At 54.1% G+C, this 25141-nt stretch carries 23 protein-coding genes; 19 read left to right on the top strand and 4 right to left on the bottom strand.

All coding sequences use genetic code 11. The features are described 5' to 3' along the window. Positions 1-279: 279 nt before the first annotated feature. The 8 genes from csrD (at position 280) to tldD (ending at position 12961) form a co-directional block, all read left to right on the top strand. Entirely contained in the window at positions 280-2214 is a 1935-nt protein-coding gene (csrD, locus tag ACMHLI_RS17365; protein ID WP_413530537.1) for an RNase E specificity factor CsrD, read from the top strand. Between the two features lie 354 nt (positions 2215-2568). Further along, positions 2569-3612, top strand: a complete 1044-nt coding sequence (gene mreB, locus ACMHLI_RS17370; RefSeq protein WP_013577291.1) for a rod shape-determining protein MreB — start codon at positions 2569-2571, stop codon at positions 3610-3612. Between the two features lie 271 nt (positions 3613-3883). After that, positions 3884-4891: a rod shape-determining protein MreC gene (gene mreC, locus ACMHLI_RS17375; protein ID WP_112168386.1), complete on the top strand. Its 1008-nt coding sequence runs from the start codon at positions 3884-3886 to the stop codon at positions 4889-4891. Beyond that, positions 4888-5376, top strand: a complete 489-nt coding sequence (gene mreD / locus ACMHLI_RS17380) for a rod shape-determining protein MreD (RefSeq protein ID WP_413530538.1) — start codon at positions 4888-4890, stop codon at positions 5374-5376. Before mreC ends, mreD begins: the two co-directional genes overlap by 4 nt. A gap of 7 nt (positions 5377-5383) precedes the next feature. Continuing rightward, the gene (locus ACMHLI_RS17385; protein ID WP_413530539.1) at positions 5384-5977 is read left to right on the top strand and encodes a Maf family protein; all 594 of its coding nucleotides are present in this window, start codon (positions 5384-5386) and stop codon (positions 5975-5977) included. Beyond that, a complete protein-coding gene (gene rng / locus ACMHLI_RS17390) occupies positions 5967-7436 on the top strand; it encodes a ribonuclease G (RefSeq protein ID WP_413530540.1) in 1470 nt (489 codons plus the stop codon). Before ACMHLI_RS17385 ends, rng begins: the two co-directional genes overlap by 11 nt. Positions 7437-7534: 98 nt before the next feature. Next, the gene (gene yhdP / locus ACMHLI_RS17395; protein ID WP_413530541.1) at positions 7535-11374 is read left to right on the top strand and encodes an AsmA2 domain-containing protein YhdP; all 3840 of its coding nucleotides are present in this window, start codon (positions 7535-7537) and stop codon (positions 11372-11374) included. Between the two features lie 141 nt (positions 11375-11515). Then, positions 11516-12961 (top strand): metalloprotease TldD, encoded by a 1446-nt coding sequence (gene tldD / locus ACMHLI_RS17400; RefSeq protein ID WP_413530542.1) that lies wholly within the window; start codon positions 11516-11518, stop codon positions 12959-12961. Positions 12962-13037: 76 nt separating this feature from the next. On the opposite strand, the gene aaeR is transcribed toward tldD, so the two are convergent. After that, entirely contained in the window at positions 13038-13976 is a 939-nt protein-coding gene (gene aaeR / locus ACMHLI_RS17405) for an HTH-type transcriptional activator AaeR (protein ID WP_413530543.1), read from the bottom strand. A 281-nt stretch (positions 13977-14257) separates the two neighbouring features. Here aaeR and aaeX point away from each other — a divergent pair, with 281 nt between their 5' ends. From aaeX to aaeB, 3 genes are read left to right on the top strand one after another with little or no spacing between them, the layout of a single operon-like run. Beyond that, positions 14258-14461 carry a p-hydroxybenzoic acid efflux pump operon protein AaeX gene (aaeX, locus tag ACMHLI_RS17410; protein ID WP_013577283.1) on the top strand — a complete coding sequence of 68 codons (204 nt, stop codon included), beginning with the start codon at positions 14258-14260 and terminating at the stop codon, positions 14459-14461. Between the two features lie 7 nt (positions 14462-14468). Then, a complete protein-coding gene (aaeA, locus tag ACMHLI_RS17415) occupies positions 14469-15404 on the top strand; it encodes a p-hydroxybenzoic acid efflux pump subunit AaeA (protein WP_413530544.1) in 936 nt (311 codons plus the stop codon). A gap of 9 nt (positions 15405-15413) precedes the next feature. Then, positions 15414-17375, top strand: a complete 1962-nt coding sequence (aaeB, locus tag ACMHLI_RS17420) for a p-hydroxybenzoic acid efflux pump subunit AaeB (RefSeq protein WP_413530545.1) — start codon at positions 15414-15416, stop codon at positions 17373-17375. Positions 17376-17440: 65 nt separating this feature from the next. Here aaeB and ACMHLI_RS17425 read toward each other — a convergent pair whose 3' ends face one another. After that, a complete protein-coding gene (locus tag ACMHLI_RS17425; protein WP_413530546.1) occupies positions 17441-18022 on the bottom strand; it encodes a maltose acetyltransferase domain-containing protein in 582 nt (193 codons plus the stop codon). Between the two features lie 182 nt (positions 18023-18204). Here ACMHLI_RS17425 and ACMHLI_RS17430 point away from each other — a divergent pair, with 182 nt between their 5' ends. From ACMHLI_RS17430 to ACMHLI_RS17440, 3 genes are all read left to right on the top strand, one after another. Then, positions 18205-19665: an NAD-dependent succinate-semialdehyde dehydrogenase gene (locus ACMHLI_RS17430; RefSeq protein ID WP_413530547.1), complete on the top strand. Its 1461-nt coding sequence runs from the start codon at positions 18205-18207 to the stop codon at positions 19663-19665. 77 nt (positions 19666-19742) lie between these two features. Beyond that, the gene (locus ACMHLI_RS17435) at positions 19743-20189 is read left to right on the top strand and encodes a ribonuclease domain-containing protein (protein WP_413530548.1); all 447 of its coding nucleotides are present in this window, start codon (positions 19743-19745) and stop codon (positions 20187-20189) included. Between the two features lie 5 nt (positions 20190-20194). Continuing rightward, complete coding sequence (locus ACMHLI_RS17440) at positions 20195-20488, top strand: barstar family protein (RefSeq protein WP_413530636.1); 294 nt, start codon at positions 20195-20197, stop codon at positions 20486-20488. A 35-nt stretch (positions 20489-20523) separates the two neighbouring features. On the opposite strand, the gene yjgA is transcribed toward ACMHLI_RS17440, so the two are convergent. Next, positions 20524-21075 (bottom strand): ribosome biogenesis factor YjgA, encoded by a 552-nt coding sequence (gene yjgA / locus ACMHLI_RS17445; RefSeq protein WP_112168373.1) that lies wholly within the window; start codon positions 21073-21075, stop codon positions 20524-20526. A 217-nt stretch (positions 21076-21292) separates the two neighbouring features. On the opposite strand from yjgA, the gene pmbA reads away from it, so the two are divergent. Then, positions 21293-22633, top strand: coding sequence for a metalloprotease PmbA (gene pmbA, locus ACMHLI_RS17450; protein ID WP_413530549.1), 1341 nt, complete (start codon positions 21293-21295; stop codon positions 22631-22633). 173 nt (positions 22634-22806) lie between these two features. Beyond that, the gene (cybC, locus tag ACMHLI_RS17455) at positions 22807-23193 is read left to right on the top strand and encodes a cytochrome b562 (protein ID WP_112168371.1); all 387 of its coding nucleotides are present in this window, start codon (positions 22807-22809) and stop codon (positions 23191-23193) included. 56 nt (positions 23194-23249) lie between these two features. Here cybC and rnk read toward each other — a convergent pair whose 3' ends face one another. Then, complete coding sequence (rnk, locus tag ACMHLI_RS17460) at positions 23250-23660, bottom strand: nucleoside diphosphate kinase regulator (RefSeq protein ID WP_112169163.1); 411 nt, start codon at positions 23658-23660, stop codon at positions 23250-23252. Positions 23661-24059: 399 nt separating this feature from the next. On the opposite strand from rnk, the gene ACMHLI_RS17465 reads away from it, so the two are divergent. Genes ACMHLI_RS17465 through ACMHLI_RS17475 form a run of 3 tightly spaced genes read left to right on the top strand, consistent with a single transcriptional unit; the run spans position 24060 to position 25116 of the window. Then, complete coding sequence (locus ACMHLI_RS17465; RefSeq protein ID WP_413530550.1) at positions 24060-24410, top strand: PRD domain-containing protein; 351 nt, start codon at positions 24060-24062, stop codon at positions 24408-24410. 41 nt (positions 24411-24451) lie between these two features. Then, positions 24452-24817 (top strand): SFCGS family glycine-rich protein, encoded by a 366-nt coding sequence (locus ACMHLI_RS17470; protein WP_013577270.1) that lies wholly within the window; start codon positions 24452-24454, stop codon positions 24815-24817. Continuing rightward, positions 24817-25116 carry a DUF4312 family protein gene (locus ACMHLI_RS17475; protein ID WP_413530551.1) on the top strand — a complete coding sequence of 100 codons (300 nt, stop codon included), beginning with the start codon at positions 24817-24819 and terminating at the stop codon, positions 25114-25116. Before ACMHLI_RS17470 ends, ACMHLI_RS17475 begins: the two co-directional genes overlap by 1 nt. Positions 25117-25141 lie beyond the last annotated feature (25 nt).

Genomic DNA, 25141 nt, shown 5'->3' on the forward strand with positions numbered 1-25141 from the left:
GCAGTCTCCGGTTTACGACATCAATCGCATTCATAATTTTTATGATTATTCAGACAGCATGGCGTGAAACTCAGGCTTTTGCGAGGTATGGAAAGTAAAAACGAATTTCAAAAAAGTGATCAGAAGTATAAGAATTCTGAATTAATGGCTTTTTCAGTTGCTATGCTATGAATGTACATCAAATCCTGTTCTTAATACTGAGGTAATATAGCCGCGTTTTTATGGCAGGCGTACAGAACGGGCCTGTTTTCACTTCACCGTAGCGAGTAAGGCACAGGGATGCGATTTACTACCCGACTCTCAGCACTGATTTCGATGTTAGTTGCGCTGGCAATGTTGTTGATGTTGCTGGGCGTGACCTTTAGCTTTATCTATCTGAACAAGCAAAGCACCGAGCAACATCTTCAGGCGCTGACGACGACTTACGATCAGGCACTGTTGTCACAATCCCCCGAACAGGCTCAGCGCTGGTTGCCGCAGGCGATGCGCATGCTGGACGTCACGGACATTGAAGTAAAACTCAACAACTCCACCGTCTACGAATACCACGAACGCCCGGATTTACACCGCTCGTGGGACAGCGCGATGCCCGAATACAACACCGCCGTTTACCCGCTCATGCAGCACCCTGATATGACGCTGCACGTCTCTTATATCGACCCCGTCAGCAGTTACATCCGCTCCATGCGCTCTACGCTCACCATCAGCGTGGCCATCCTGATTATGCTCGGCATGTTGTTACTCAGTTTCCGCTGGCTGCGACAGGAAACTAATGGCGTTGAGAAACTGGAAGATCGCGCGGTACGAATTTTACGCGGTGAGCGCGAAGGGCTGACCGGTAATCTGGGCGAATGGCCACATTCCGCCAGCAGTGCCATCGATCTGTTACTGACCGATCTGAATGAAGCCCGCGAGCAGCGCAGCCGCGTCGATACCCTGATTCGCGCCTATGCCCAGCAGGATTCGCAGACCGGCCTCAGCAACCGGTTGTTCTTTGATAATCAGCTGGCGACACAGCTGGAAGAAGAGGGCACACACGGCGTGATCATGCTGCTGCGCCTGCCTGATTTTGATCTGATGCGCGAAACCCACGGGCAGGCGATGGTGGAAGAATTGCGTTCCGCAATGGTCAATCTGCTCTCGACCTTTGTGATGCGCCACGTTGATGCCTTACTGGCACGTTATTTCCACAGTGATTTTGCCGTTCTCCTGCCGCACCGGACGCTCAAAGAAGCTGAAGTGATGGCAGCACAGCTGGTAAATGCGCTCGGTGTGTTACCGACATCGTCGCTTATCGATCGTGATGCCCTGATGTACATCGGCATCAGCGCCTATCGTTTTGGCCAGACGCCGGATCAGGTAATGGATATGGTGCAGCAGGCGACGCGTCACGCGGCGTTCCAGGGCAGCAACAGCTGGTTTATCTTCGACAATAATGTGCCTGAAAAAGGGCGCGGCAGCGTGCGCTGGCGAACCCTGCTGGAAAATACGCTGGCGCGCGGCGGGCCGCGGTTATATCAGAAACCGGCATTCTCCCGAAACGGCAAACTCGATCACCGCGAATTACAGCGCCGGGTCTTTGACGGCGAGCACGAATTGCTGGCGGCGGAGTTCATACCATTGGTGGTGCAGTTCGGCCTGTCACAAAGCTACGACCGCATCATGATAAGTCAGATTATTCCGTTACTTAACCGCTGGCCTGACGAAACGTTGGCATTTCACCTGACGGTTGATTCATTATTGCAACGCTCTTTTGTTCGCTGGCTGCGCGATACCTTGCTCCAGTGTGAGAAAAAACAACGAAATCGGATTTTGATTGAACTTGCTGAGGCAGATCTCTGTCAACATACCGACCGCCTGCGTCCGGCGATTCGTTTATTGCAAGGTTTAGGCTGTCGGCTGGCCGTTTCACAGGCCGGTCTGACGGTGGTCAGTACCTCTTATCTGAAAACTTTCCCGGTGGAAAGGGTCAAACTTCATCCGGGTCTGGTGCGGGATATAGATAAAAGAATTGAAAATCAGCTGTTTGTACAAAGCCTGCTGAGTGCATGTGAAGGGACACAGGCTCTGGTCTTTGCCTCCGGCGTGCGAACAAAAGAGGAGTGGTCGATCCTGCTCGATAAGGGGATCCACGGCGGCCAGGGTGATTTTTTTGCCGGACCGGAGCAGGTTGAACCTGTTGGTAAAAAATATTCACACAACAACGATGTTTAAGTGACCGTAAACCGATTATTTAACGTAGAATGACCCAGCTTTCGACCGACTCCCTTGCCTGGCATCCGGTGCTTATCATCTGGCCGCGGGTTGACGGAGATTCCTGGTGAAAGTGTAAGAATTTATGTGCGGTGTTGCTACTTCACCTGGGGGCCTGCCCGAGGTAAATCGAGCCTGCGATACAGAATTTTATCGCAGTGCCATCAGCCTCAAAAGTCACCTCCAGTGAATGGCGACATCGCGGACAATTTTCACGTAAGCAGGACGTTTTTGCGCCTTGTCGCTGCTTCGCGTGGTTGGTAAAGTAGGCGGATTTTATTTTCCGCCCCCAGCTAGCAGGATTATCCTTTCGTTATGTTTAAGAAATTTCGTGGCATGTTTTCCAACGACTTGTCCATCGACCTGGGTACCGCCAATACCCTCATCTATGTAAAAGGACAAGGCATCGTGCTGAATGAGCCATCAGTTGTGGCAATTCGTCAGGATCGTGCTGGTTCACCTAAAAGCGTTGCTGCTGTTGGTCACGACGCAAAACAGATGCTGGGTCGTACTCCCGGCAATATCGCAGCTATTCGTCCAATGAAAGACGGCGTTATCGCTGACTTCTTCGTGACTGAGAAAATGCTGCAACACTTCATTAAGCAAGTTCACAGCAACAGCTTCATGCGCCCAAGTCCGCGCGTGCTGGTTTGTGTGCCGGTCGGCGCAACGCAAGTTGAACGCCGTGCTATCCGTGAATCCGCACAAGGTGCTGGTGCGCGTGAAGTGTTCCTGATTGAAGAACCGATGGCTGCGGCGATCGGTGCAGGTCTGCCAGTCTCAGAAGCCACCGGTTCTATGGTGGTGGATATCGGCGGCGGTACGACTGAAGTGGCTGTGATTTCCCTGAACGGCGTCGTGTATTCGTCTTCTGTGCGTATCGGTGGTGACCGCTTCGATGAAGCTATCATTAACTACGTGCGTCGTAACTACGGCTCCCTGATTGGTGAAGCCACGGCAGAACGTATTAAACACAGCATCGGTTCGGCGTATCCGGGCGATGAAGTGCACGAAATTGAAGTGCGCGGCCGTAACCTGGCTGAAGGGGTTCCGCGTGGTTTCACGCTGAACTCCAACGAAATCCTGGAAGCGCTGCAAGAGCCGCTGACCGGTATCGTCAGCGCAGTGATGGTTGCACTGGAACAATGTCCGCCAGAACTGGCGTCTGACATTTCCGAGCGTGGCATGGTGCTGACCGGTGGTGGCGCGTTACTGCGTAACCTTGATCGTCTGCTGATGGAAGAAACCGGTATTCCGGTGGTTGTCGCAGAAGATCCGTTGACTTGCGTTGCTCGCGGCGGCGGTAAAGCATTAGAAATGATCGACATGCACGGCGGCGACTTATTCAGCGAAGAGTAATCTCAGCGACGATTTGATTGATGGCGGAATAATGGTTTTCTTCCTTTATTCCTCTCAAAAAATAGTCTGCCCGGGAAGGTGGTTGTCCGTCAGGTAAAACCTGCAACGCGAAGTGTGCAGTGTTCAATGTGGATCCGCGCAAACACTGTCTAAACTGAGAATGTTTAGGCAGTGTTTTCGGCTATCCCATGAGATTGCCACCTTTTCTGTCAGGGGAAGCATTGACTTCATCTGACTGAAACCTTCTGTTGCCGAGGAACTCGCATATTTTATGAAGCCAATTTTTAGCAGGGGACCTTCCCTGCAACTGCGACTTTTTTTGGCTATTCTTACGGCCATTGTCCTGATTGTTGCCGACAGTAAAATAGGTACGTTTGTTAAAATCCGCACCTATATGGATACTGCCGTCAGTCCCTTCTATTTTCTGTCAAACGCCCCACGTGAATTCTTAGATCAGGTTTCCTCGACGTTCGCGACACGCGGCCAGCTCGAGCTGGAAAACCGTGCTTTGCGCCAGGAATTATTGCTGAAAAACAGCGACCTGATGCTGCTTGGTCAATATAAACAAGAGAACGCCCGTTTGCGTGAGCTGCTGGGCTCGCCGTTGCGTCAGGACGAGCACAAAATGGTGGCTCAGGTTCTGTCTACCAGCGACGATCCGTACAGTGATCAGGTTGTCATCGATAAAGGCAGCAATAGCGGCGTTTACGTCGGCCAGCCGGTAATCAGCGATAAGGGCGTTGTCGGTCAGATCGTTGCCGTCGGTGCGCTCACCAGCCGGGTGCTGCTGATTTGCGATGCGTCCCATGCACTGCCGATTCAGGTGCTGCGCAACGATATCCGCGTGATCGCCGCCGGCAGCGGCTGTGCGGACGATCTGCAACTCGAACATCTGCCAAGCAATACCGATATTCGCGTCGGCGACGTACTTGTCACGTCGGGTCTCGGTGGCCGTTTCCCTGAAGGTTATCCGGTGGGCGTGGTGTCTTCTGTCAAAGTCGACAACCAGCGCGCTTATACGGTGATTCAGGCGCGTCCAACGGCCGGTCTGCAACGTCTGCGTTATCTGCTGCTGTTATGGGGTTCGGATCGTAACGGTGATCATCCGTTGCCGCCTGACGAAGTCCATCGTGTGGCCAATGAACGTCTGATGCAAATGATGCCTCAGGTATTGCCGCCGCCAGGTGATATGGGGCCTCCGGCACCGCTTCCGGCACCGGCCACCGGCACCGTGACGGCACCGGTTAGCACATCCGTGACCCCGAGGGCGACGCGATGAACAGCTACCGGAGCCACGGACGCTGGATTATTTGGCTATCCTTTATCATAGCCATGTTGTTACAGGTCATGCCGTGGCCTGAACAGATCTACATGTTCCGGCCCTCCTGGTTGTTGCTGATCCTGATTTACTGGGTGATGGCATTACCGCACCGCGTCAACGTCGGTACCGGTTTTATCGTCGGTTTCATCATGGATTTGATCCTCGGTTCAACGCTGGGTATTCGTGCGCTGGCGTTTGCCATCACCGCTTATCTGGTGGCGTTCAAATTCCAGTTATTCCGCAATCTGGCACTCTGGCAGCAGGCGCTTATTGTCGTGGTGCTGTCGCTGGCGGTAGATGTGATGGTGTTCTGGGGCCAGTTCATGGTGGTGAACGTGTCGTTTCGCCCTGAAGTTTTCTGGAGCAGCGTGGTTGACGGCATTCTGTGGCCGTGGCTGTTCTTGCTGATGCGTAAAATCCGCCGTCAGTTTGCTGTTCAATGAGGATGTTATGACCGAACTTTATCTCGCTTCCGGATCGCCACGCCGCCGTGAATTGCTGGCCTTACTGGATCTGCCTTTTGAGCGTCTGATCACCGACGTGGCGGAAGAACGCCAGCAGGATGAGGCACCGGATGCATACGTATTGCGTCTGGCGAAAGATAAAGCGCGGGCCGGCGTTGCGGTCGCGATGGAAGATCTGCCTGTGCTGGGCGCGGACACTATTGTGGTCCTCGACGGTAAAGTGTTGGAAAAGCCGCGTGATGAATCGCAAGCCGCTGTTATGCTTAATGCATTGTCCGGCAGGCAGCATCAGGTGATGACTGCAGTTGCCTTCGCTGACAGGCGTGATTGCCTCAGTGCGCTGGTTGTGACCGATGTCACCTTTCGCTCGCTATCCGCCGATGACATTGCACACTATATTCTGAGCGGTGAGCCCATGGATAAAGCGGGCGCTTACGGTATTCAGGGAAAGGGCGGTTGTTTCGTCCGAGAAATTCGCGGCAGTTACTATGCAGTCGTGGGACTCCCGCTGGTGGAGACTCAGGAGTTGCTCAATGAATTTGCTGCCTTACGCGAGCTTAGGAGTAAACATGACAGCTGAATTACTGGTCAATGTCACCCCGTCTGAAACCCGCGTGGCCTACATTGACGGTGGCATTCTGCAGGAAATCCATATTGAGCGCGAAACCAAGCGTGGGATTGCCGGCAACATTTATAAAGGACGTATCAGCCGCGTATTGCCTGGAATGCAGGCCGCTTTTGTTGATATCGGACTTGAGAAAGCCGCGTTTTTACACGCGTCTGACATCATGCCTCACACCGAATGTGTCGCCCGTGATGAGCAGAAAAACTTCCACGTGCGCGACATCGCAGAGCTGGTGCATCAGGGCCAGGATCTGATGGTGCAGGTGGTGAAAGACCCGCTCGGTACCAAAGGCGCGCGTCTGACTACGGACATCACCCTGCCTTCACGTTATCTGGTGTTTATGCCGGGTGCGTCGCACGTGGGCGTATCGCAGCGAATTGAAAGCGAAGCTGAGCGCGATCGTCTGAAACGTATCGTCTCTGAATATTGTGACGAGCACGGTGGCTACATTATTCGTACCGCCGCCGAAGGCGTGGGCGAAGAAGAACTTAAGCAGGATGCCGCTTACCTGAAGCGCCTGTGGACCAAGGTGATGGAGCGCAAACGTCGCAACAAAACCAAGTACAAATTGTACGGCGAGCTGGCGCTGGCCCACCGCGTGCTGCGTGATTTTGCTGGTGAAGCGCTGGATCGTATTCGCGTTGATTCCCGTCTGACCTATGAATTGCTGGTGGAATTTACCAGCGAATACATGCCGGAAATGACCAGTAAACTGGAGCATTACAGCGGCAAGCAGCCTATTTTCGATTTGTTCGATGTGGAAAATGAAATCCAGCGCGCGCTCGAACGCAAGGTTGAGCTCAAATCCGGCGGCTATCTGATCATCGATCAGACCGAAGCCATGACCACCGTGGACATTAATACCGGTGCGTTCGTCGGCCATCGCAATCTGGAAGACACCATTTTCAACACTAACACCGAAGCGACGCAGGCTATCGCCCGCCAGCTGCGGTTACGTAATCTCGGCGGCATCATCATCATCGACTTTATTGATATGTCGAATGAAGATCACCGCCGTCGCGTATTGCACAGCCTTGAGCAGGCGTTGTCGAAAGACCGCGTAAAAACGGGCATCCACGGTTTCTCTGCGCTCGGTCTGGTTGAAATGACCCGCAAACGCACCCGTGAGAGCGTCGAACATGTATTGTGCAGCGATTGCCCTACCTGTCATGCGCGCGGCACGGTGAAAACCGTCGAAACGGTATGCTACGAAATTTTGCGTGAAATCGTGCGCGTGCATCATGCGTATGATTCCGACCGTTTCCTGGTTTACGCCTCTGCTGCCGTGGGCGAAGCGCTGAAGGGCGAAGAATCCCATGCACTGGCTGAAGTCGAAATTTTCGTCGGCAAACAGGTCAAAGTGCAAGTGGAGCCGCTCTACAGTCAGGAGCAGTTTGACGTCGTGATGATGTGATCTGAAGGCAATGTGTCAGAGGCATCAGGAAGTAACAGGTTTCCATTGCCGTCTGTACGGGTGAAGACCGGTATGGAATGGGAAACAAGGAGAGAAGTTTGAGGCGACTGCCCGGTATCTTATTAACCACCAGCGCAACCCTTGTTGTGATAGTGGCTTTGGTGATCAGTGGCTTACGCCTGGCGTTGCCTCAGTTGAGCCGTTTCCAGAATCAGCTGGTCGAAAAAGTCGAATCCGTCACCGGCGTGCCGATCGAACTGTCACAGATCAGTGCCAGCTGGAAAACCTTTGGCCCGATCATGGAAGTTCGTGGCCTGCAGGTTACGTTGCCGGATGCCAACCTTAAGGTTCAGCGTATCACGATGGCGCTGGACGTCTGGCAATCGATGCTGCATCTGCGGTGGCAGTTCCGCGATCTCACTTTCTACAATATGCAGTTGGATCTCAACAGTACGCTGGGGGGAGACAACCAGGGCAACGGTCTTAAGCCCAACCGCATCAGCGATATTTTCCTCCGGCAGGTGGACCACTTCGACCTGCGCAACAGTCGTATTTCCTTCCTGACGCCGTCCGGCCCGCGCGCCGAATTCGATATCCCGCAGCTGACGTGGCTGAACACCCACAACCGCCACCGTGCCGAGGGGCAACTAAGTCTGTCGAGTTTCAACGGCCAGCATGGTGTGGTGCAGGTGCGTATGGATCTTAATGATTCCAACGGACTGCTTAACAACGGCAAGATTTACCTCCAGGCCGATGATATCGACATGAAGCCGTGGTTTAGCCGTTGGCTGCGCAACAACACCGGTCTCGAGACGGCTAATTTCAGTCTGGCGGCGTGGCTGACCGTACGCAACGGCGATGTCTACGCCGGTGACGCGCTGCTGAAGTCCGGTTCTGCGACCTGGAAAACCGGTGATGATCTACACCGTCTGGACGTCGATAACCTGACGCTGCATGGAAACCGTCAGGGCAATGGCTGGCAGCTCGGTACGCAACAGCTGAACATAAAAACTGACGGGGTCGCCTGGCCGAAAGGTACACTGGAGGCGCTATACCTGCCGGAAAACAACGAATTTCTTGGCCCGTCGCAGGGTGAAGAACTGCGCATTCGCGGCACCCATCTGCAACTTGAACGTCTCGGGCCGGTCATCCCGACCATTTCTTTTCTTACGCCAGCGCTGTTAGAACGCTGGCAGGATCTGAAACCGGCAGGCAGTATCGATCGCCTCGCGCTCGACATTCCGCTTAAACAACCCGAACACACCCGTTTTATCGCCGACTGGCACGACGTCAGCTGGCAGCGCTGGGAATTACTGCCGGGCATTAATCATTTCAACGGCAGCCTGAAAGGCAGCGTGGCCAGCGGTCAGCTGGATGTCAAACTGCAAGACAGCCTGCTGCCTTACGGGGAGATGTTCCGCGCGCCGCTGGATGTGAGTGCGGCAACCGGGTCGTTCAACTGGACGAACGATCAGGATGGGTGGACGTTTTCCGGTAAAGACGTTGACGTCAAAGCCGATGCGCTGTGGGCGAAGGGCGATTTCCACTACGCCCAGCCAGCAAAAGGCGAGCCGTGGCTGAATATTCTGGCAGGTATCCGTCTTTACGACGCCGGGCAGGCGTGGCGTTACTTCCCTGAACATCTGATGGGTAAACATCTGGTGGATTATCTGACTGGCGCCATTAAGGGCGGTCAGGTGGATAACGCTACGCTGACCTTCAACGGCAATCCGCATCACTTCCCGTTCAAAAAGAACGAAGGGCAGTTCCAGGTCTGGGTGCCGCTGCGTCATTCCACATTCGAATTCCAGCCGAAATGGCCAGCGCTGACCGATCTGGATATCGATCTCGATTTCCTCAACGACGGCCTGTTCATGAAGGCTGCGCACACCAAACTGGGCAACGTTGACGGCAATAATGTCGTCGCCAATATTCCTGACTATCTGAAAGAAAAGCTATTCGTCGATGCTGATCTGCGCGGTTCAGGCAAAGATATTGGCGATTACTTCATGAATACACCGCTGCACGATACGCTGGGCGGCGCATTGCAGGAACTGCAAATCAGCGGCGAAGTGAATGGCCGCTTACATCTTGATATTCCACTGGACGGCGAGGAAGTTCGCGCGACCGGTGGCGTGACGCTTAAAGACAATAACCTGCTGATCAAACCGCTGGAAAGCACCATCAGCCATCTCAGCGGTCAGTTCAGCTATGACAACGGCAACCTGCAAAGCAATCAGTTAACCGGCACCTGGTTCGGACAGCCCATCAACGTAATGTTCAGTACGCAGGAACTGGCCGATGACTTCAAAATTCAGGTCGGTCTGAACGCCAACTGGCAACTGTCGAAATTGCCGGGTCTGCCTGCCGCAGCGGCGAGCAAAATTTCTGGCGGAACGCCGTGGAAAGGTGACGTCAATATCTCCCTGCCGCACAAAGGCACACCAAACTACACCGTGGATGTGAACGCCGATCTGAAAGATGTGAGCAGTCACTTACCTGATCCGCTGAGCAAAAAGGCCGGAAATTCCATGCCATTGCTGGTGAAGGTGAAAGGCGATTTACACAGTTTCAATCTCGAAGGCGTGCTGGCGGGCAAAGACCATTTCAACAGCCGCTGGCTGCTCGGTAAACAGCTGAAACTGGATCGTGCTTCCTGGCAGGCTAATACCAAGAAAACGCCGCCGTTACCCGCCGACAGCAGCCTGACGCTGAACCTGCCGCCGCTCGATGGTGAAAGCTGGCTCGGTTTACTGTCGCCGGATAAAGCCGCGCAAAGCAGCAGTAACGGTAAAAGCGGCAACGGCAAAATGGCCGGATTCAGCTTCCCGCATCAAATCATCCTGACGACACCGGCACTGACGCTTGGCGGGCAGGTGTGGAATGACCTGACGATAAGCTCCACGCAGGGGCGTCAGGGCATGGAGATCAAGGCGAAAGGCAAAGAGATTGACGGCACGCTGAACATGAACGACAGCAGTCCGTGGCTGGCGAATCTGCACTATTTGTATTTCAATCCGCAGTGGACGGTGGCCGATGTCGCTGGCAGCGGTAAAGCGGCGACGAACTCAACGAGCAGTGACAAAGTCTCCTTTGCGAACTGGCCTGCGGTGCAGTTGCGCTGCGAAGCCTGCTGGTTCCTCGGTCAGAACTTCCGCAAGGTGAATGCCGATGTGACACCGCAGGGCGATCAGCTGATGCTACGTAACGGCCTGATCGACACCGGCGTGGCGCGCCTGGACGTGCAGGGTGACTGGAAACAGAATGCGCAGGGCGAAAATACCGGCCTGAAAGGCAAGCTGAAAGGCAAAAATATCGATCAGGCGATGTCTTTCTTTGGCGTCACCACACCGCTGAAAGGCGCGCCATTTGACATCAACTTCGACCTGCATTGGAAATCCGTGCCGTGGAAACCGGACGTCAGCACCCTCAACGGCACGCTGAAAAACGAGCTGGGTAAAGGTGAAATCGCCGACGTCGGCGGCGGCCGCGCCGGTCAGTTATTGCGTCTGGTGAGCTTCGACGCATTGCTGCGTAAGCTGCGCCTTGATTTCAGCGACACCTTCGGAGAGGGCTTCTATTTCGATTCCATCAAATCGACCGCATGGATTAAAGATGGCACGCTGCACACCGACGATCTACTGGTCGACGGGCTGGCGGCGGATATCGCCATCACCGGCAAAGTGAATTTTGTGAATCAGCAACTGGATCTCCAGGCCGTGATCGCACCGGAAATTTCCGCTACCGTCGGCGTGGCAACCGCCTTTGTGATAAACCCGGTGGTCGGCGTGGCGGTGTTTGCCGCCAGTAAAGTGCTCGCCCCGCTGTGGAATAAAATTTCGCTGATCCGCTATCAGATAACCGGCACCATCGCGGAGCCGCACATTAATGAAATTCTGCGTAAACCTGTCACCGCACCGAAGGCCGCCGCGCAGTAATGCCATAAGGATGGCGGCAGGCAACCTCGTTCGGGCTGTGTTAGGCTGTTAATAACCCTGTAACAATGGATTGTCCGGTGGGTTGAGGTCATCCCTAAACCTCAGCGCGCCGGATTTTCGTTTAAAAGAGAGTGAACATCTATGAGTCTGGCCTTAGTCAGTGAGCAGTTACTAACTGCCAATAATCTGAGTCATCAGGATCTGTTTTCCGTTTTGGGCCAGTTGTCAGAACGTCGCCTCGATTACGCCGATCTCTTTTTCCAGTCCAGCTTCCATGAAGCCTGGGTGATCGAAGACAGCATCATCAAAGATGGGTCTTACAATATCGATCAGGGCGTCGGCGTGCGCGCCATCAGCGGCGAGAAAACCGGTTTTGCCTACGCCGATCAGATAACGCTGAATGCGCTGAACCAAAGCGCCACGGCGGCGCGCAGCATTGTCCGTGAACAGGGCAACGGCAAAACCCACACGCTGGGCGAAGTGGCCTACAAATCCATGTACTCTGCGTTGGATCCGCTGCAAAGCTTGTCGCGCGAAGCGAAAATTGACCTCCTGCACCGCGTGGATAAAATTGCCCGCGCAGCCGACAAGCGCGTGCAGGAAGTCAGCGCCAGCATCACCGGCGTGTATGAAACCGTGCTGGTTGCGGCGACTGACGGCACGCTGGCGGCGGATATTCGTCCGCTGGTGCGTCTGTCCGTCAGCGTGCTGGTTGAGCAGGATGGTCGCCGTGAGCGTGGCTCCAGCGGCGGCGGTGCGCGCGTCGGGTATGATTACTTCCTCGAAACGGTGAACGGTGAAGTGCGCGCCGAAGCCTTCGCACGCGACGCCGTGCGTATGGCGCTGCTGAACCTGACGGCGGTTGCTGCCCCGGCTGGCGGTATGCCCGTCGTGCTCGGTGCGGGCTGGCCGGGAGTCTTGTTGCATGAAGCAGTTGGTCACGGGCTGGAAGGCGATTTCAACCGCCGCGGCACGTCGGTCTTCAGTGGTCAGATGGGCAAGCTGGTGGCATCAGAACTGTGTACCGTGGTCGATGACGGCACGATGCACGGCCTGCGCGGCTCGCTGGCAATTGATGATGAAGGCGTGCCGGGCCAGTACAATGTGCTGATCGAAAACGGTGTGCTGAAAGGCTACATGCAGGACAAACTGAATGCGCGCCTGATGGGCGTTGCGCCGACCGGTAACGGCCGTCGCGAGTCTTATGCGCATCTGCCTATGCCGCGCATGACCAACACCTACCTGCTGGGCGGGAAATCCACGCCTGAAGACATCATCAGCAGCGTCGAATATGGTCTGTATGCACCGAATTTCGGCGGCGGTCAGGTGGACATCACCTCCGGCAAATTCGTGTTCTCCACGTCCGAAGCCTATCTGATTGAAAAGGGCCGCATCACCAAACCGGTGAAAGGCGCGACGCTGATTGGTTCCGGTATCGAAGCGATGCAGCAGATTTCCATGGTCGGGAACGATCTGGCGCTCGATAAAGGCGTCGGCGTATGCGGTAAAGAAGGCCAGAGCCTGCCGGTCGGCGTCGGCCAGCCAACCCTCAAGCTGGATAATCTGACGGTAGGCGGCACGGCGTAATCCCAAATCTCTTTGTTTTTATCCCTCCCCTTTCACAAGGGGAGGTCAGTTAGGGTTTTGGTTTGTGCTCCACACATCACTCCCACGGCATCCCCTTTTTCCCCTGCCGGTAGCCCTGATACACCTTGCCGACCCGTTTGAAGTAATCCGTCAGATAGTTAATGCAGACCTGCACTTTCAGCGGAAGTTTGTCTTTTTCGGTGTACAGCGCGTAAACCGGGCGCGGATCCGACTGATAGCGGCCAAACAGAATCTCCACGTCTCCGGCGTTAATCTCTTCGATAATCCACATCAGCGGCACGTAGGCAATACCGACACCGGCTTTCAGCCAGCGGATCATCGTCTGCGAATCGTTGGTGACGAAGCGCCCCTGCGGATTGATACGGGTGGTGATACCTTCGGGGGCGATCAGTTCGAATTCACTATCGGGACGGACGCTATACTCCAGCCATGAGAAATTCACCATGTCCGCCGGTTTTTCCGGCGTGCCGTGCTGCGCCAGATAACTGCGGGCGGCGCATACCACCATCGGCATCGAACCGAGGCGCGTGGAGAACAGACTGGAATCCTGCAAGGCACCGACGCGGATCACTACGTCTAAGCCGTCGGCGATCAGATCCGGCGCCGGGATGCCGGTGACCAGATTGACGGTCAGGCCGGGGTATTCGCTGAGCATTTCGGCGGTCATCGCAGCAAGAACATTTTGTGCCATTGTTGATGAGCTGCCGATGCGTAACGTTCCGGTGGGTGTGTTGTTAAAGGCGTATAATTGCTCATGCACTTCACGCACGTCATGGAGCATTTTCCGGCAGCCCTGATAATAAATCTTTCCGGCTTCGGTCAGGCCGATACTGCGGGTGCTTCGGTTTAATAATTTGATTTGTAGGTCATTTTCAAGCTTTGAGATCGTCTGGCTGATGGCGGAAACGCTCATGTCGAGGCGTCGCGCCGCGGCGGTAAATGAGCCGCTCTCCACAACCTGAGCGAAAATCGACATGCGTTTTAATCGGTCCATTGTTAACTCTGGCTTAAAAGTGATTTAGATCACACAACGTTGATAACTTGATAATAAGCAGGCTAATATACCCTTCCGGGCGATAAACCTCAGGTTCGAGTTTTCCTGACTGCTTACCTTCGCACACTTCCCTGGCAACCCCACAGTTTCCATCTCTGCCTCCCGTGAATTATTTCTCCGGGTTTGAGAGCTGTTGCCTAAAATAATGAATAATGTGCGCGCGGGATTAACCAGCATTTCTGCCGTCATACTGCCCGTCGTCATAATGTAAGGAATTTTTGATGAGTTTGCTTCCGGTAATGGTGATTTTCGGATTGTCGTTTCCCCCGGTGTTCTTTGAAATACTGCTGGCGCTGGTGGTGTTTTTCCTGCTGCGGCGCATTTTGCAGCCTACGGGAATTTACGATTTTGTCTGGCACCCGGCGTTGTTCAACACAGCTTTGTACTGCTGTCTTTTCTACCTGATCTCCTGCATGTTCGTCTGAGGGCGTTGTGAAAAATTTCTCTATAAAAATAATACGTTATCTAATTACGCTGATTCTTGTCGTTCTGGCTGTCATCGCAATCTTTAAAGCCTGGGCGTTCTACACCGAATCACCGTGGACCCGCGATGCCAAATTTACCGCTGACGTGGTGTCCATCGCACCCGACGTCACCGGTCTTATCACCGATGTGCCGGTCATTGATAACCAGCTGGTGAAGAAGGGGCAAATCCTGTTCAAAATCGATCAGCCGCGTTATCAGCAGGCGCTGGACGAAGCGAGCGCTGACGTCGCGTACTATCAGGCGCTGGCCGCCGAGAAAAAACGCGAAGCCGGTCGCCGTGTGAAACTGGGTGTGCAGGCAATGTCGCAGGAAGAGATCGACCAGGCGAACAACGTGCTGCAAACCGCGCAACATCAGCTGGCAAAAGCCCAGGCTGCGCGCGATCTGGCGGTGCTTGATCTCCAGCGCACCGTGGTGGTTGCCCCTGCTGATGGCTGGGTGACCAACCTCACCGTGCATCCGGGTAACTACATCAACCGCGGTTCGACCGCCGTTGCGCTGGTGAAGAAAAACTCCTTCTATATTCTTGCCTATCTGGAAGAAACCAAACTTTCCGGTCTGAGCAAAGGCGACCGCGTGGAAATCACGCCGCTTGGCAGTAATCGCATCATGCACGGCACGGTCGACAGCGTCGCGGCAGCGGTGACCAACAGTTCATCCTCTGCGGCAACCAACGGGCTGGCGACTATCGACAGCAACCTCGAATGGGTACGTCTGGCGCAGCGTGTGCCGGTCAAAATTGTTCTTGATGATGCCGATCAGCAGCATCCGTATCCGGCAGGCACCACGGCGACCGTCGTGATTACCGGCAGTCACGATCGTCAGCAGAATGACGGTTCTCCGTTCCGCCGATTGTTGCACCGTCTGAGAGAGTTTGGCTAAGGCCGGAAAATGAATAATAGTGTCCTGATCCCTCGCATCCGTTTTGCGTGTAAGCTGACGTTCGCGATCCTCGGCGCGCTGGTGCTCGGGTTCTATCTGCAACTCGAAACCCCGCGCTGGTCTGCCATGACCGCCGCCATCGTGACCTCCGGCCCTGCGCTGGCGGCCGGTGGCGAGCCGTTTGCCGGTGCCATCCGTCACCGTGGTTTTCTGCGCGTTATCGGCACCTTTATCGGCTGTCTGGCCGCGCTGGTGATAGTGATCGCCACGGCGCGTGCACCGGTGGTGATGCTGCTCCTGTGCTGTATCTGGGCGGGCGTCTGTACCTGGTGGTCTTCGCTGGTTCGCGTCGAGAACTCCTATGCGCTCGGTCTGGCCGGTTACACCGCGCTGATTATCGTCGTCACTTCCGCCGCCACGCCGCTGCAAACGCCGCAGTTTGCGGTAGAGCGTTGCAGTGAAATTGTCCTCGGGATTTGTTGTGCAATCGTCGCTGACCTGTTGTTTTCTCCCCGTTCTATCAAAAAAGATATCGACCGCGCCGTCAGTCAGTTGATGCTCGATCAGTTCGCGCTGATGCGAATTTGCGTGAATAACGCGTCGAAGGAAGATATTGATAAATCGTGGAATAATCTGGTGAAAAGCACCACGGCGCTGAACGGTATGCGCAGCAGTCTGATGATGGAATCATCGCGCTGGCAGCGCTGTAACCGGCGTCTGAAAGCGCTGCACAGTACCTCGCTGAGCATGATTACGCAGGCCTGTGAAACGTATCTGATCTTGCAAACCTCGCCGGAAAGATTGTCTCCCGAACTGAAAGCGATGTTCGATGAACCGGCGGAAACCGTCGCGGAGGTGCATCGCCGGCTAAAGCTGTTGCGGCAGGTCATTACCGGTTCTCATAGCGATAACGTCCTGATGACCATCAGCGCCTGGGCCGGTGCGGGCACCCGTGCGCTGTTGCTGATGAAAGGCGTTCACACTAACAGCAGCATCAGCAGTATCGAAAGCGGCGTGCTGGACAGCGAAGTGGTGGTGCGTCCGGCCTCGGCAGAACGCCATCACGCGCTGATTAACGGCCTGCGCACCTTTACTGCGACCGCCATCGGGTGCCTGATGTGGTTGTGGACCGGCTGGACGTCGGGCAGCGGCTGCGTGGTGATTATCGCCGTTGTGACCTCGCTGGCGATGCGCACACCTAACCCGAAGGGCATGGCGATGGACTTTATCGTCGGTATGCTGCTGGCGATCCCTGTCGGTTCGATGATGTTTATGCTGATCATGCCCGCGACGCAGCAAAGTTTGTTCCTGCTGTGTCTTTCACTGGGGATTTTCACCTTCTTCATTGGTATTGAAGTGACTAAGCGTCGCCTCGGTATGCTCGGGCTGCTGGCGGGAACCATCAATATTCTGGTTCTGAGTAACCCGATGAAATTTAACGTGACCTCGTTTTTGGATAACGCCACGGGTCAGGCGATTGGAACCGTAATTGCCATGACGGTATTACTGGTGGTGCGTGATAAATCGCGCGAGAAAACCGGTCGCACACTGCTTAACCGCTTTATGAGCAGCGCCGTTTCCGCGCTGACCACCAAAGCCTATCGCCGCCGCGAGAACCATCTGCCTGCGTTATACCATCAGCTGAATCAGTTGCTGGTGATGTTTCCGAACGACATCGGCAAATATCGCCTGGCGCTGATGCTGATTATCGCGCATCAGCGGATGAAGCTGGCGGAAGTGCCGGTGAACGACGAACTGTCGGCATTCCATAAGAAAATCCGCAATACGGCTGACCATGTAGTGTCAGCGTCGGGCGAAGGAAAGCGAACGTATTATTATCAACGTTTGCTAAGCGAGCTCGGGGAGTATCAGGAAAAACTGGTGGAATACGATGCGCCGCTGAAAGTCACCGAACCGGTGCGCCGCCTGACCGACATGTTGCATCGTTATCAGCATTCCTTTGTGGTGTAAGCGAATAAAATACAAGGCCGTTGCTGCAAAGCACCGGCCTTTTTCTTTTGCGCTTACTTTAGCTTTTACTTCGTAAACGCCTTGCGATCTTCCGGCCCGATGGTCCGCATAACGCGGCACGGTACGCCCACCGCGACGACATTTTCCGGAATAGAAGTTGTGACCACGCTGCCTGCGCCAATTACGCTGTTACGGCCAATCGTTACGCCTGGATTCACTATTACGCCCGCGCCCAGCCAGACGTTATCTTCAATCACGATGGGCAGGGAGAACTGTTGTCCGGTGATGCGGATGTCCGGATCGATTGGATGCCCGGCGGTGGCGAGGGTCACGTTCGGCGCAATCATCACGTTATCGCCGATGGTTACCGTGGCGTCATCCACCAGCGTGAGATTGAAGTTGGCGTAGAAGTTCTTGCCGATGTGGGTATGTGTGCCATAAGCCACGCGCAGTGGCGGTTCAATCCAGCCATTTTCGCCGATGCTGCCCATCATGTCTTTGAGCATCCGCTGGCGCTTTTCTTCTTCCGAGGGGCGGGTCAGGTTGTAATCGTACACCCGTTCTTTCCCTGCACGGCGCTCTTCCGGCAGCCCTTCGCCCATGTCCGTATACAGCTCGCCGATATTCATTTTTATGCGTGTCGACATCCCTTTTCCTTAATCATTAAGCCAGTGATAACTCAGTTTACTCACCAGCTTTGTGGTTGTGAACGTGTGACATTCCACTTTGCGAGCTGTGTCTCTCAGTGCTGTCTGAGAGACGCTTCCTCCTGAGCCGCTATACTTATTTCTATTCATTGCTTTAAACGGTATACGTCAGGAGGATTTACATGTCTGCCCACCTTAAGAAACTGTCCGCACATCCTTTATTTAAGACCGGTTATTTCACCGGCGGTAAATGGCATGAAGCCAAAACCACGTTTGATGTGCTGGATCCGGCCACCGGCGATGTGGTGGCGAAAGTGGCTAAAGCGGGGAAAGCTGAAACCGAAGCGGCGATTAAAGCGGCCAGCGATGCCTTTCCTGCGTGGCGCAAAACCACCGCCAAAGCACGTTCTGAAATTTTACACCGCTGGTATGAGCTGATGCTGGAGAACAAACAGTTTCTCGGCGAGCTGATGGTGGCGGAGCAGGGCAAACCGCTGAAAGAAGCGCTGGGCGAGGTCGATTACGCCGCCAGCTATCTGCAATGGTTCAGCGAAGAAGCTAAGCGAGCGAACGGCGAAATCATTCCGCCAGCAAAAACGGGTTCCCGCATTTTTGCCACCCGCGAACCTGTCGGTGTGGTCGCGGCGATCACCCCGTGGAATTTCCCGCTGGCGATGCTGACCCGCAAACTCGGCCCGGCGCTGGCTGCGGGCTGTACCGGCCTTATCAAACCGGCCAATAACACGCCGCTTTCGGCCTTCGCGCTGTTGCAACTGGCAAAAGACGCCGGTGTGCCGGATGGCGTGATCAACGGCGTGGCCGGTGATACACATGCCATCAGCGACGCAATTATGGCCAGCGACAAAGTGCGTAAAGTCTCCTTCACGGGGTCGACGGAGGTCGGTAAAACGCTGGTGCGTAATAGCGCCGACACCATGAAAAAAGTGTCGATGGAGCTCGGCGGCAACGCGCCGTATATCGTATTTGATGATGCCGATCTCGACGCCGCCGTCAAAGGCGCGATCACCTGTAAATTCCGTAATACCGGACAGGTATGCGTGTGCATCAACCGCATTTACGTGCAGGACGGCGTTTACGATGCGTTCGTTTCCCGTCTGGTGGAAGAAGTGCGCAAGCTGAAAGTCGGCAATGGCATGGACGACGGTGTGATTGTCGGGCCGCTGATCGACATCAAAGGGCTGGAGAAAGTGGAAGATCACGTCAAAGACGCGCTGGAGAAAGGCGGACGACTGATGGAAGGCGGCGAGCGTCACAAGCTCGGCGGCAACTTCTTCCAGCCTACGGTGATTGCCGATGCCACCGACGATATGAAAGTCGCCCACGAAGAAACCTTCGGCCCGCTGGCGGCCTGCTTCCGTTTCAAAACGGAAGAGGAAGTTATTCAGCGCGCCAATGATACTCCGTTCGGGCTGGCTGCCTATTTCTACAGCCAGAACCTGCAACGCGTTTTCCGCGTCGCGGATGCAATTGAGAGCGGCATGATCGGCGTGAATGAATGTGCGATTTCCAACGAAGCCGCGCCGTTTGGTGGGGTGAAAGAGTCCGGTCTGGGGCGCGAAGGGTCGGTGCTGGGACTGGAAGAGTATTTACAGGTGAAAACGTTACATTTAGGAAATCTATAAGTCGCCTTTTCAGAAAGCGGATTTTAGGAAACAATAAAGAGGAACACATCATTTCCGGCTATGCACAAAGGACGTCAATGAAGGTATTTTACGGGCTGCAGCGCACGCTGATGGTGGTCGCCGCCGTGATTCTGGGGCTGTCCGGCGTCGCCGGGCAGGTTGTCGCGAAAACGACATACAACTCTGGCACCATCGTATCGGGCACCGATGAGAAAACGGTAGTCAGCTATTTACGCCAGAATCACCGGTTACCTGACAACTACATCACCAAGAAAAAAGCGCGTGAAGCGGGCTGGGATGCACGTTCCGGTAACCTCTGTGACGTGCTGGCGGGAAAAGCCATTGGCGGCGACCGTTTCTCGAACCGGGAAGGGCGCTTACCGACAGCGTACAAACGGGTCTGGCGTGAGGCGGATATCAACTATCGCTGCGGACGTCGCGGCGCTGACCGCGTGTTGTTCGCCAGCGACGGGCTGATTTACGTCAGCCGTGACCATTATCAGAATTTTGTTCGGGTGGAGTAATGTCGATGAATAAAGTGAGCTTCGATTTTAATCACATCCCGGATTTACCGGCATTCTATGCCGAATTTGTCCGTCAGTTTTCACTGACTGACAGCTTTGGCGCGAATCTGGATGCACTTTGGGATGAAGTCACGGGCGGGATTGCGCTGCCGGTGGAGATAGATTTTATCAATCTGACTGCCAGCCGTAAGCGGCGTTTCGGCGCACTGATTTTGCTGTTTGAAGAGGCAGAAGAAGAGCTGGAAGGCGAGCTGCGTCTGAACCTGCTGGAGAAACCTGTCGCGAAAGCGAAAGGCTGAAAACAAAAAACCCGCCTTTCAGCGGGTTTTGTTTTTTATTCCTGGGCCTGAGCCAGTTCGCGCAGATACTGGAAAATCTGGCGGTAAGATTTCGGCGGTTTGTTAGTCGCTTTCTCTTTCTGCGCGTTGCGGATTAATGCGCGCAGCTGCTGGCGGTCGGCTTCCGGATACAGCTCCAGCACCGTTGGCACTGCTTCATCGCCTTCTTCGACCAGACGGTCACGCAGCATTTCCAGTTTGTGGAACAGCGAAACCTGCTGGTTGTGGCGGTTTTTGAGCTTGTCGAGCGCGGTTTCAATCGGCTCCACATCGCGCGAACGCAGCATTTTACCGATCAGCTGTAACTGGCGGCGACGGCCTTCTTTTTTGATTTTCTGAGCTAAATCGATGGCCGCGCGCAGATCTTCATCCAGCGGCAGTTTATCGAGCGAGTTTTTACCCAGATCCACCATTTCTGCACCGAGATCTTTCAGCGCCTCGGCGTCACGTTTGATTTCACTTTTACTGACCCAGATGATCTCATCATCTTCTTCGTTCTCATTATTCTCGGGAACGTCATCGAGCCAGTCGTCAATTTTCTTTGTCATGGGCGCTTCCTCTTATCGAGGTAATCCTGTCAGTTTGATTGTGCTTTATTGCTTCGGCGGCATTATGCCACAGAGATGGCTATTCTGTTGCAACTTCGGTCTTAACACCGCCGCACGCTATGCGAAATTATGGCGAGTCTCTGTTAGACTCAAAAGGATAAGTATCTGTGTTTCAGTGTAGAACAATCCCTTTTATCTCATAAGCGATGGCATGCCGATGAACGTAGTGAATCAAGTTGCGCAGCAGCGTAAAACCCTCGAACAGGCCGTATCTCAGGCATTAGAACTGGCGAAAGCCGGTTCAGACGCCGCAGAAGTGGCGGTCAGCAAAACCACCGGTATCGGCGTCAGTACACGTTTTGGTGAAGTCGAGAACGTTGAATTCAACAGCGATGGCGCGCTGGGCATCACCGTTTACTATCAAAACCGCAAAGGCAGCGCGTCTTCCACCGATTTAAGCCCGGACGCGATCTCCCTCACCGTGCAGGCCGCACTGGACATCGCCCGTTATACCTCGCCGGATCCGTTTGCCGGTGTAGCGGATAAAGAGATGCTGGCCTTCGATGCACCGGATCTGGATTTATTCCATCCGGAAGAGCTGGATCCGGATCGCAGCATTGAGCTGGCAGCACGCGCTGAACAGGCCGCGCTGAAAGCGGACAAGCGCATCACTAACACCGAAGGTGGCAGCTTTAACAGCCATTACGGCATCCGCGTTTTCGGTAACAGCCACGGCATGCTGCAAAGTTATTGCTCAACGCGCCACTCGATTTCCGCCTCAGTCATCGCCGAACACGAAGGCGACATGGAACGTGATTACGCCTATTCCATCGCCCGTAAAATGAGTGATCTGAAAGACCCGGAATGGGTTGGCGCAGAGTGCGCACGCCGCACGTTGTCCCGTCTCGCACCGCGAAAATTACCCACCATGCACGCACCGGTGCTGTTCGCTGCTGAAGTAGCGACCGGCCTGTTTGGCCATCTGGTAGGTGCGATCAGCGGCGGCAGCATCTACCGTAAATCCTCCTTCCTGCTCGACAGCCTTGGCGAACAGATCCTGCCTGAGTGGCTGACCATCGAAGAACATCCGCATCTGTTGCAGGGGCTGGCCTCGACGCCGTTCGACAGCGAAGGTGTGCGCACCCAGCGTCGCGACATCGTAAAAGCGGGCGTGCTGCAAACCTGGCTGATGACCTGCTATTCCGCGGGCAAGCTCGGTCTGCAAACCACCGGGCACGCAGGCGGCATCCATAACTGGCGCATCGCCGGTCAGGGTGACGACTTCGCCGGTATGTTGCGTAAGCTGGACAAAGGCCTGGTGGTGACGGAACTGATGGGGCAGGGCGTCAGCGGCGTTACCGGCGATTACTCCCGCGGTGCGGCAGGTTTCTGGGTCGAGAACGGTGAAATCCAGTATCCGGTGAGTGAAATCACCATCGCCGGTAACCTGAAAGACATGTGGCGCGATATGGTCGCCATCGGCAGCGATATCGAAACCCGCAGCAATATCCAGTGTGGTTCCGTATTATTGCCTTCGATGAAAATCGCCGGCGAATAATCTCTCCCAGCAGCGGTCGCCCGATCGCTGCTGTTCTTCTGCTTCATTCCTCTCATCAATGCTTATTTACAAAAAAAGTCGTTCCACTTTGCCTTCTCTCGGCCTATTTTTATAAAGCCTTACAAGCAATGTCGTTTTAAATAATAAATTTATAACAATAGAGAGAATCCCTCATGCGTAAACATCTGATGGCGTTAGCAGTTGTGGCCTTATTAGGAAGCAGTACGGTCGCACTGGCGGCGGATTTAGAAACAGACATGGACACGATTGCCGATAACTACGGCAAAGTGTTGAAAACCAACGATCAGGCGGAACTGACCACCGGTCTGGCGAACATGAAAGCGGCAGCGGAAGATGCTAAGAAAGCGACACCGCCAAAGCTGAAAGGCAAAGCGCCGGACAGCCCTGAGATGAAGGACTACCACAAAGGGCTCGATACGCTGATCGGACAAATTGATTCGGCTGCCGCTTTAGCTAAAGCGGGCAAAGTGGATGAAGCGAAGAAAGAAGCTGAAGGGTTTAAGGCGACAAGGAATGAGAACCATAAGAAATTTAAGTAAATGACGCCTGCCTCGCTCCTTTCCCTCCCCTTCGCAGGGAAGGGATTTAACGGACTTTAGCGTCGCAGTTCCCCCGCTGCCTCCGGCTGGAACAACAACTCCAGCACCTCGATCCGGCTGTCTTCGCCGTTCGGCATCTTCCACGTGATACTTCCACCCACGCGTAAGCCCAGCAACGCTGCACCAAGCGGCGCCATCACGGATAACTGCTCGTTACTGTCTTTCAGCGCCGCCGGATACACCAGCGTGCGGATATGTTCTTCGCCCTCTTTACCTTCTGTAAAGCGCACCTTGCTGTTCATCGTGACCACGTCGGCGGGCATGTCTTCTGGCGGCAAAATCTCTGCGCGATCCAACTCTTCATTCAGGGCATCTGCGACCGGGCTGTTGGCATAGGCAGGCTGCGCCAGCAGGGTGTCCAGGCGTTCTGCGTCAAGTTCGCTGATGGTCAGTGTCGGTTTGCTCATAACATTCTCCAGGATTCCTTTTGCATCACCCGCTTTGTGCGGATGGGTTGCCAGTAGGCAAAAAATAACACCCCCGCGGGTAAGCGCAGGGGTGTCAGTAATTTGCGGGTGTTCTTTGATACTAGGCACTCTTAAGCGGAAATGAAAGGGATGTGATGGAAATATTCCGCATTGCGAAAATTCCGATTACCAGTGAAATACGCTGCTACAGACGGTAATACTCAGTGATATGACGACTTAACTTTTCGTTTTGCGAATCGGATCCGCTCAGCTCATTGTATTTCCACTTCGAACTGGAAAAAGACGGTCTACACAGGAAATCTCCCTGGGGTTAGGGTAAAGACAGACGAAATAAACGGCTGAAATTAGTGAGTCAGGCAAGGAGAGAGGTAATCGCGAGTGAATAACGCAAGCGCATCTGTGAATGGGGCCGGGCAACGTGAATTTAAAGACGCCGCGGCAACCACAGAGCAAATTTTAAAAGATATTCAGGCCATGCAAAGTGCAAAGAATATCTACACCACCGATGTTCAGTTGCAGATGTTAACGTCACACGTTAAAGCCATGGTGTTGCGATCCATTACCGGTGAGCCGTTACCTGAAGTCGAAAAAGAATTATTTGATGAAATCTCTGATGACTCCATGAAAATGGCAGAAGAGGTGATCGGCTGGTTAGGAAATTTACCGATCGAAGAAGCGTATCTGCTCTCGGTGCATTTCGAAGTCGCACGTGACAACGAGCCAAAATAAATTTTACAGAAAGTACAGCGAATTAACTGGAGAGATAAATCATGGGACAAGTATTAGTAGTGATCGGCGACCGTTTAGGCAAAGGGCAGAAAGTCGCGGCAGGCGTTGAAGCAGCGGGCGGAAAAGCCATTGTTGTCCCTGGTATGGCAGCAGATATGAAACTCGGTGACGTGATGAAAGCAGAAGGCGCGACCTTTGGTATTTCTTTCTGCGGCAGTGGCGGCGCGGGTGCGATTACCGCACAAAACAAATATGGATATAAAGCCAAATATGGGATGCGCTCAGTGGATGAAGGTGTCACCGCAATTAACGAAGGCTGTTTGGTATTAGGGTTTGGATTTATGGATAAAGAAGAACTGGGTCAGCGCCTGGTGGAAGCTTATAACAAAAAGTATGGTCAGGCGTAATGAAACAACAATCAACCACGACAGTTCGGGTTGAGGGAAAAGGCGAAAATAAGGCTGCCGCCTTTTCTTCCGCACTGAGTCAGGTTCAGCGAACCGTTCTCAAAGCTTCGGCGAATAATGTCTTGCTGCGCATTGAACCGCAGGACGTCAAGGTAATAAAAGCCGAAGAATCCGTTAAAAGAGAAAAGTTCCTGTTCTTTTTTCTGGCCAGGGAAAAAAAGAGTTATTACGTGGCGTTAGACATTACCGTCAACCTGACTGTTATTGATACGGAACAGGTAGTTTTTGTCACGAAATAAAAACGTTAGCTATAAATGACAAGGA

Source organism: Rahnella inusitata, from assembly GCF_965118895.1.
GTDB classification, from domain to species: domain Bacteria; phylum Pseudomonadota; class Gammaproteobacteria; order Enterobacterales; family Enterobacteriaceae; genus Rahnella; species Rahnella inusitata_A.

What these genes read in the sequence shown, in the direction of transcription:
- csrD (WP_413530537.1), top strand. Translation starts at nt 280, where the DNA reads ATGCGATTTACTACCCGACTCTCAGCACTGATTTCGATGTTAGTTGCG.
- mreB (WP_013577291.1), top strand. Translation starts at nt 2,569, where the DNA reads ATGTTTAAGAAATTTCGTGGCATGTTTTCCAACGACTTGTCCATCGAC.
- mreC (WP_112168386.1), top strand. Translation starts at nt 3,884, where the DNA reads ATGAAGCCAATTTTTAGCAGGGGACCTTCCCTGCAACTGCGACTTTTT.
- mreD (WP_413530538.1), top strand. Translation starts at nt 4,888, where the DNA reads ATGAACAGCTACCGGAGCCACGGACGCTGGATTATTTGGCTATCCTTT.
- ACMHLI_RS17385 (WP_413530539.1), top strand. Translation starts at nt 5,384, where the DNA reads ATGACCGAACTTTATCTCGCTTCCGGATCGCCACGCCGCCGTGAATTG.
- rng (WP_413530540.1), top strand. Translation starts at nt 5,967, where the DNA reads ATGACAGCTGAATTACTGGTCAATGTCACCCCGTCTGAAACCCGCGTG.
- tldD (WP_413530542.1), top strand. Translation starts at nt 11,516, where the DNA reads ATGAGTCTGGCCTTAGTCAGTGAGCAGTTACTAACTGCCAATAATCTG.
- aaeR (WP_413530543.1), bottom strand. Translation starts at nt 13,976, where the DNA reads ATGGACCGATTAAAACGCATGTCGATTTTCGCTCAGGTTGTGGAGAGC.
- aaeX (WP_013577283.1), top strand. Translation starts at nt 14,258, where the DNA reads ATGAGTTTGCTTCCGGTAATGGTGATTTTCGGATTGTCGTTTCCCCCG.
- aaeB (WP_413530545.1), top strand. Translation starts at nt 15,414, where the DNA reads ATGAATAATAGTGTCCTGATCCCTCGCATCCGTTTTGCGTGTAAGCTG.
- ACMHLI_RS17425 (WP_413530546.1), bottom strand. Translation starts at nt 18,022, where the DNA reads ATGTCGACACGCATAAAAATGAATATCGGCGAGCTGTATACGGACATG.
- ACMHLI_RS17430 (WP_413530547.1), top strand. Translation starts at nt 18,205, where the DNA reads ATGTCTGCCCACCTTAAGAAACTGTCCGCACATCCTTTATTTAAGACC.
- ACMHLI_RS17435 (WP_413530548.1), top strand. Translation starts at nt 19,743, where the DNA reads ATGAAGGTATTTTACGGGCTGCAGCGCACGCTGATGGTGGTCGCCGCC.
- ACMHLI_RS17440 (WP_413530636.1), top strand. Translation starts at nt 20,195, where the DNA reads ATGAATAAAGTGAGCTTCGATTTTAATCACATCCCGGATTTACCGGCA.
- yjgA (WP_112168373.1), bottom strand. Translation starts at nt 21,075, where the DNA reads ATGACAAAGAAAATTGACGACTGGCTCGATGACGTTCCCGAGAATAAT.
- pmbA (WP_413530549.1), top strand. Translation starts at nt 21,293, where the DNA reads ATGAACGTAGTGAATCAAGTTGCGCAGCAGCGTAAAACCCTCGAACAG.
- cybC (WP_112168371.1), top strand. Translation starts at nt 22,807, where the DNA reads ATGCGTAAACATCTGATGGCGTTAGCAGTTGTGGCCTTATTAGGAAGC.
- rnk (WP_112169163.1), bottom strand. Translation starts at nt 23,660, where the DNA reads ATGAGCAAACCGACACTGACCATCAGCGAACTTGACGCAGAACGCCTG.
- ACMHLI_RS17470 (WP_013577270.1), top strand. Translation starts at nt 24,452, where the DNA reads ATGGGACAAGTATTAGTAGTGATCGGCGACCGTTTAGGCAAAGGGCAG.
- ACMHLI_RS17475 (WP_413530551.1), top strand. Translation starts at nt 24,817, where the DNA reads ATGAAACAACAATCAACCACGACAGTTCGGGTTGAGGGAAAAGGCGAA.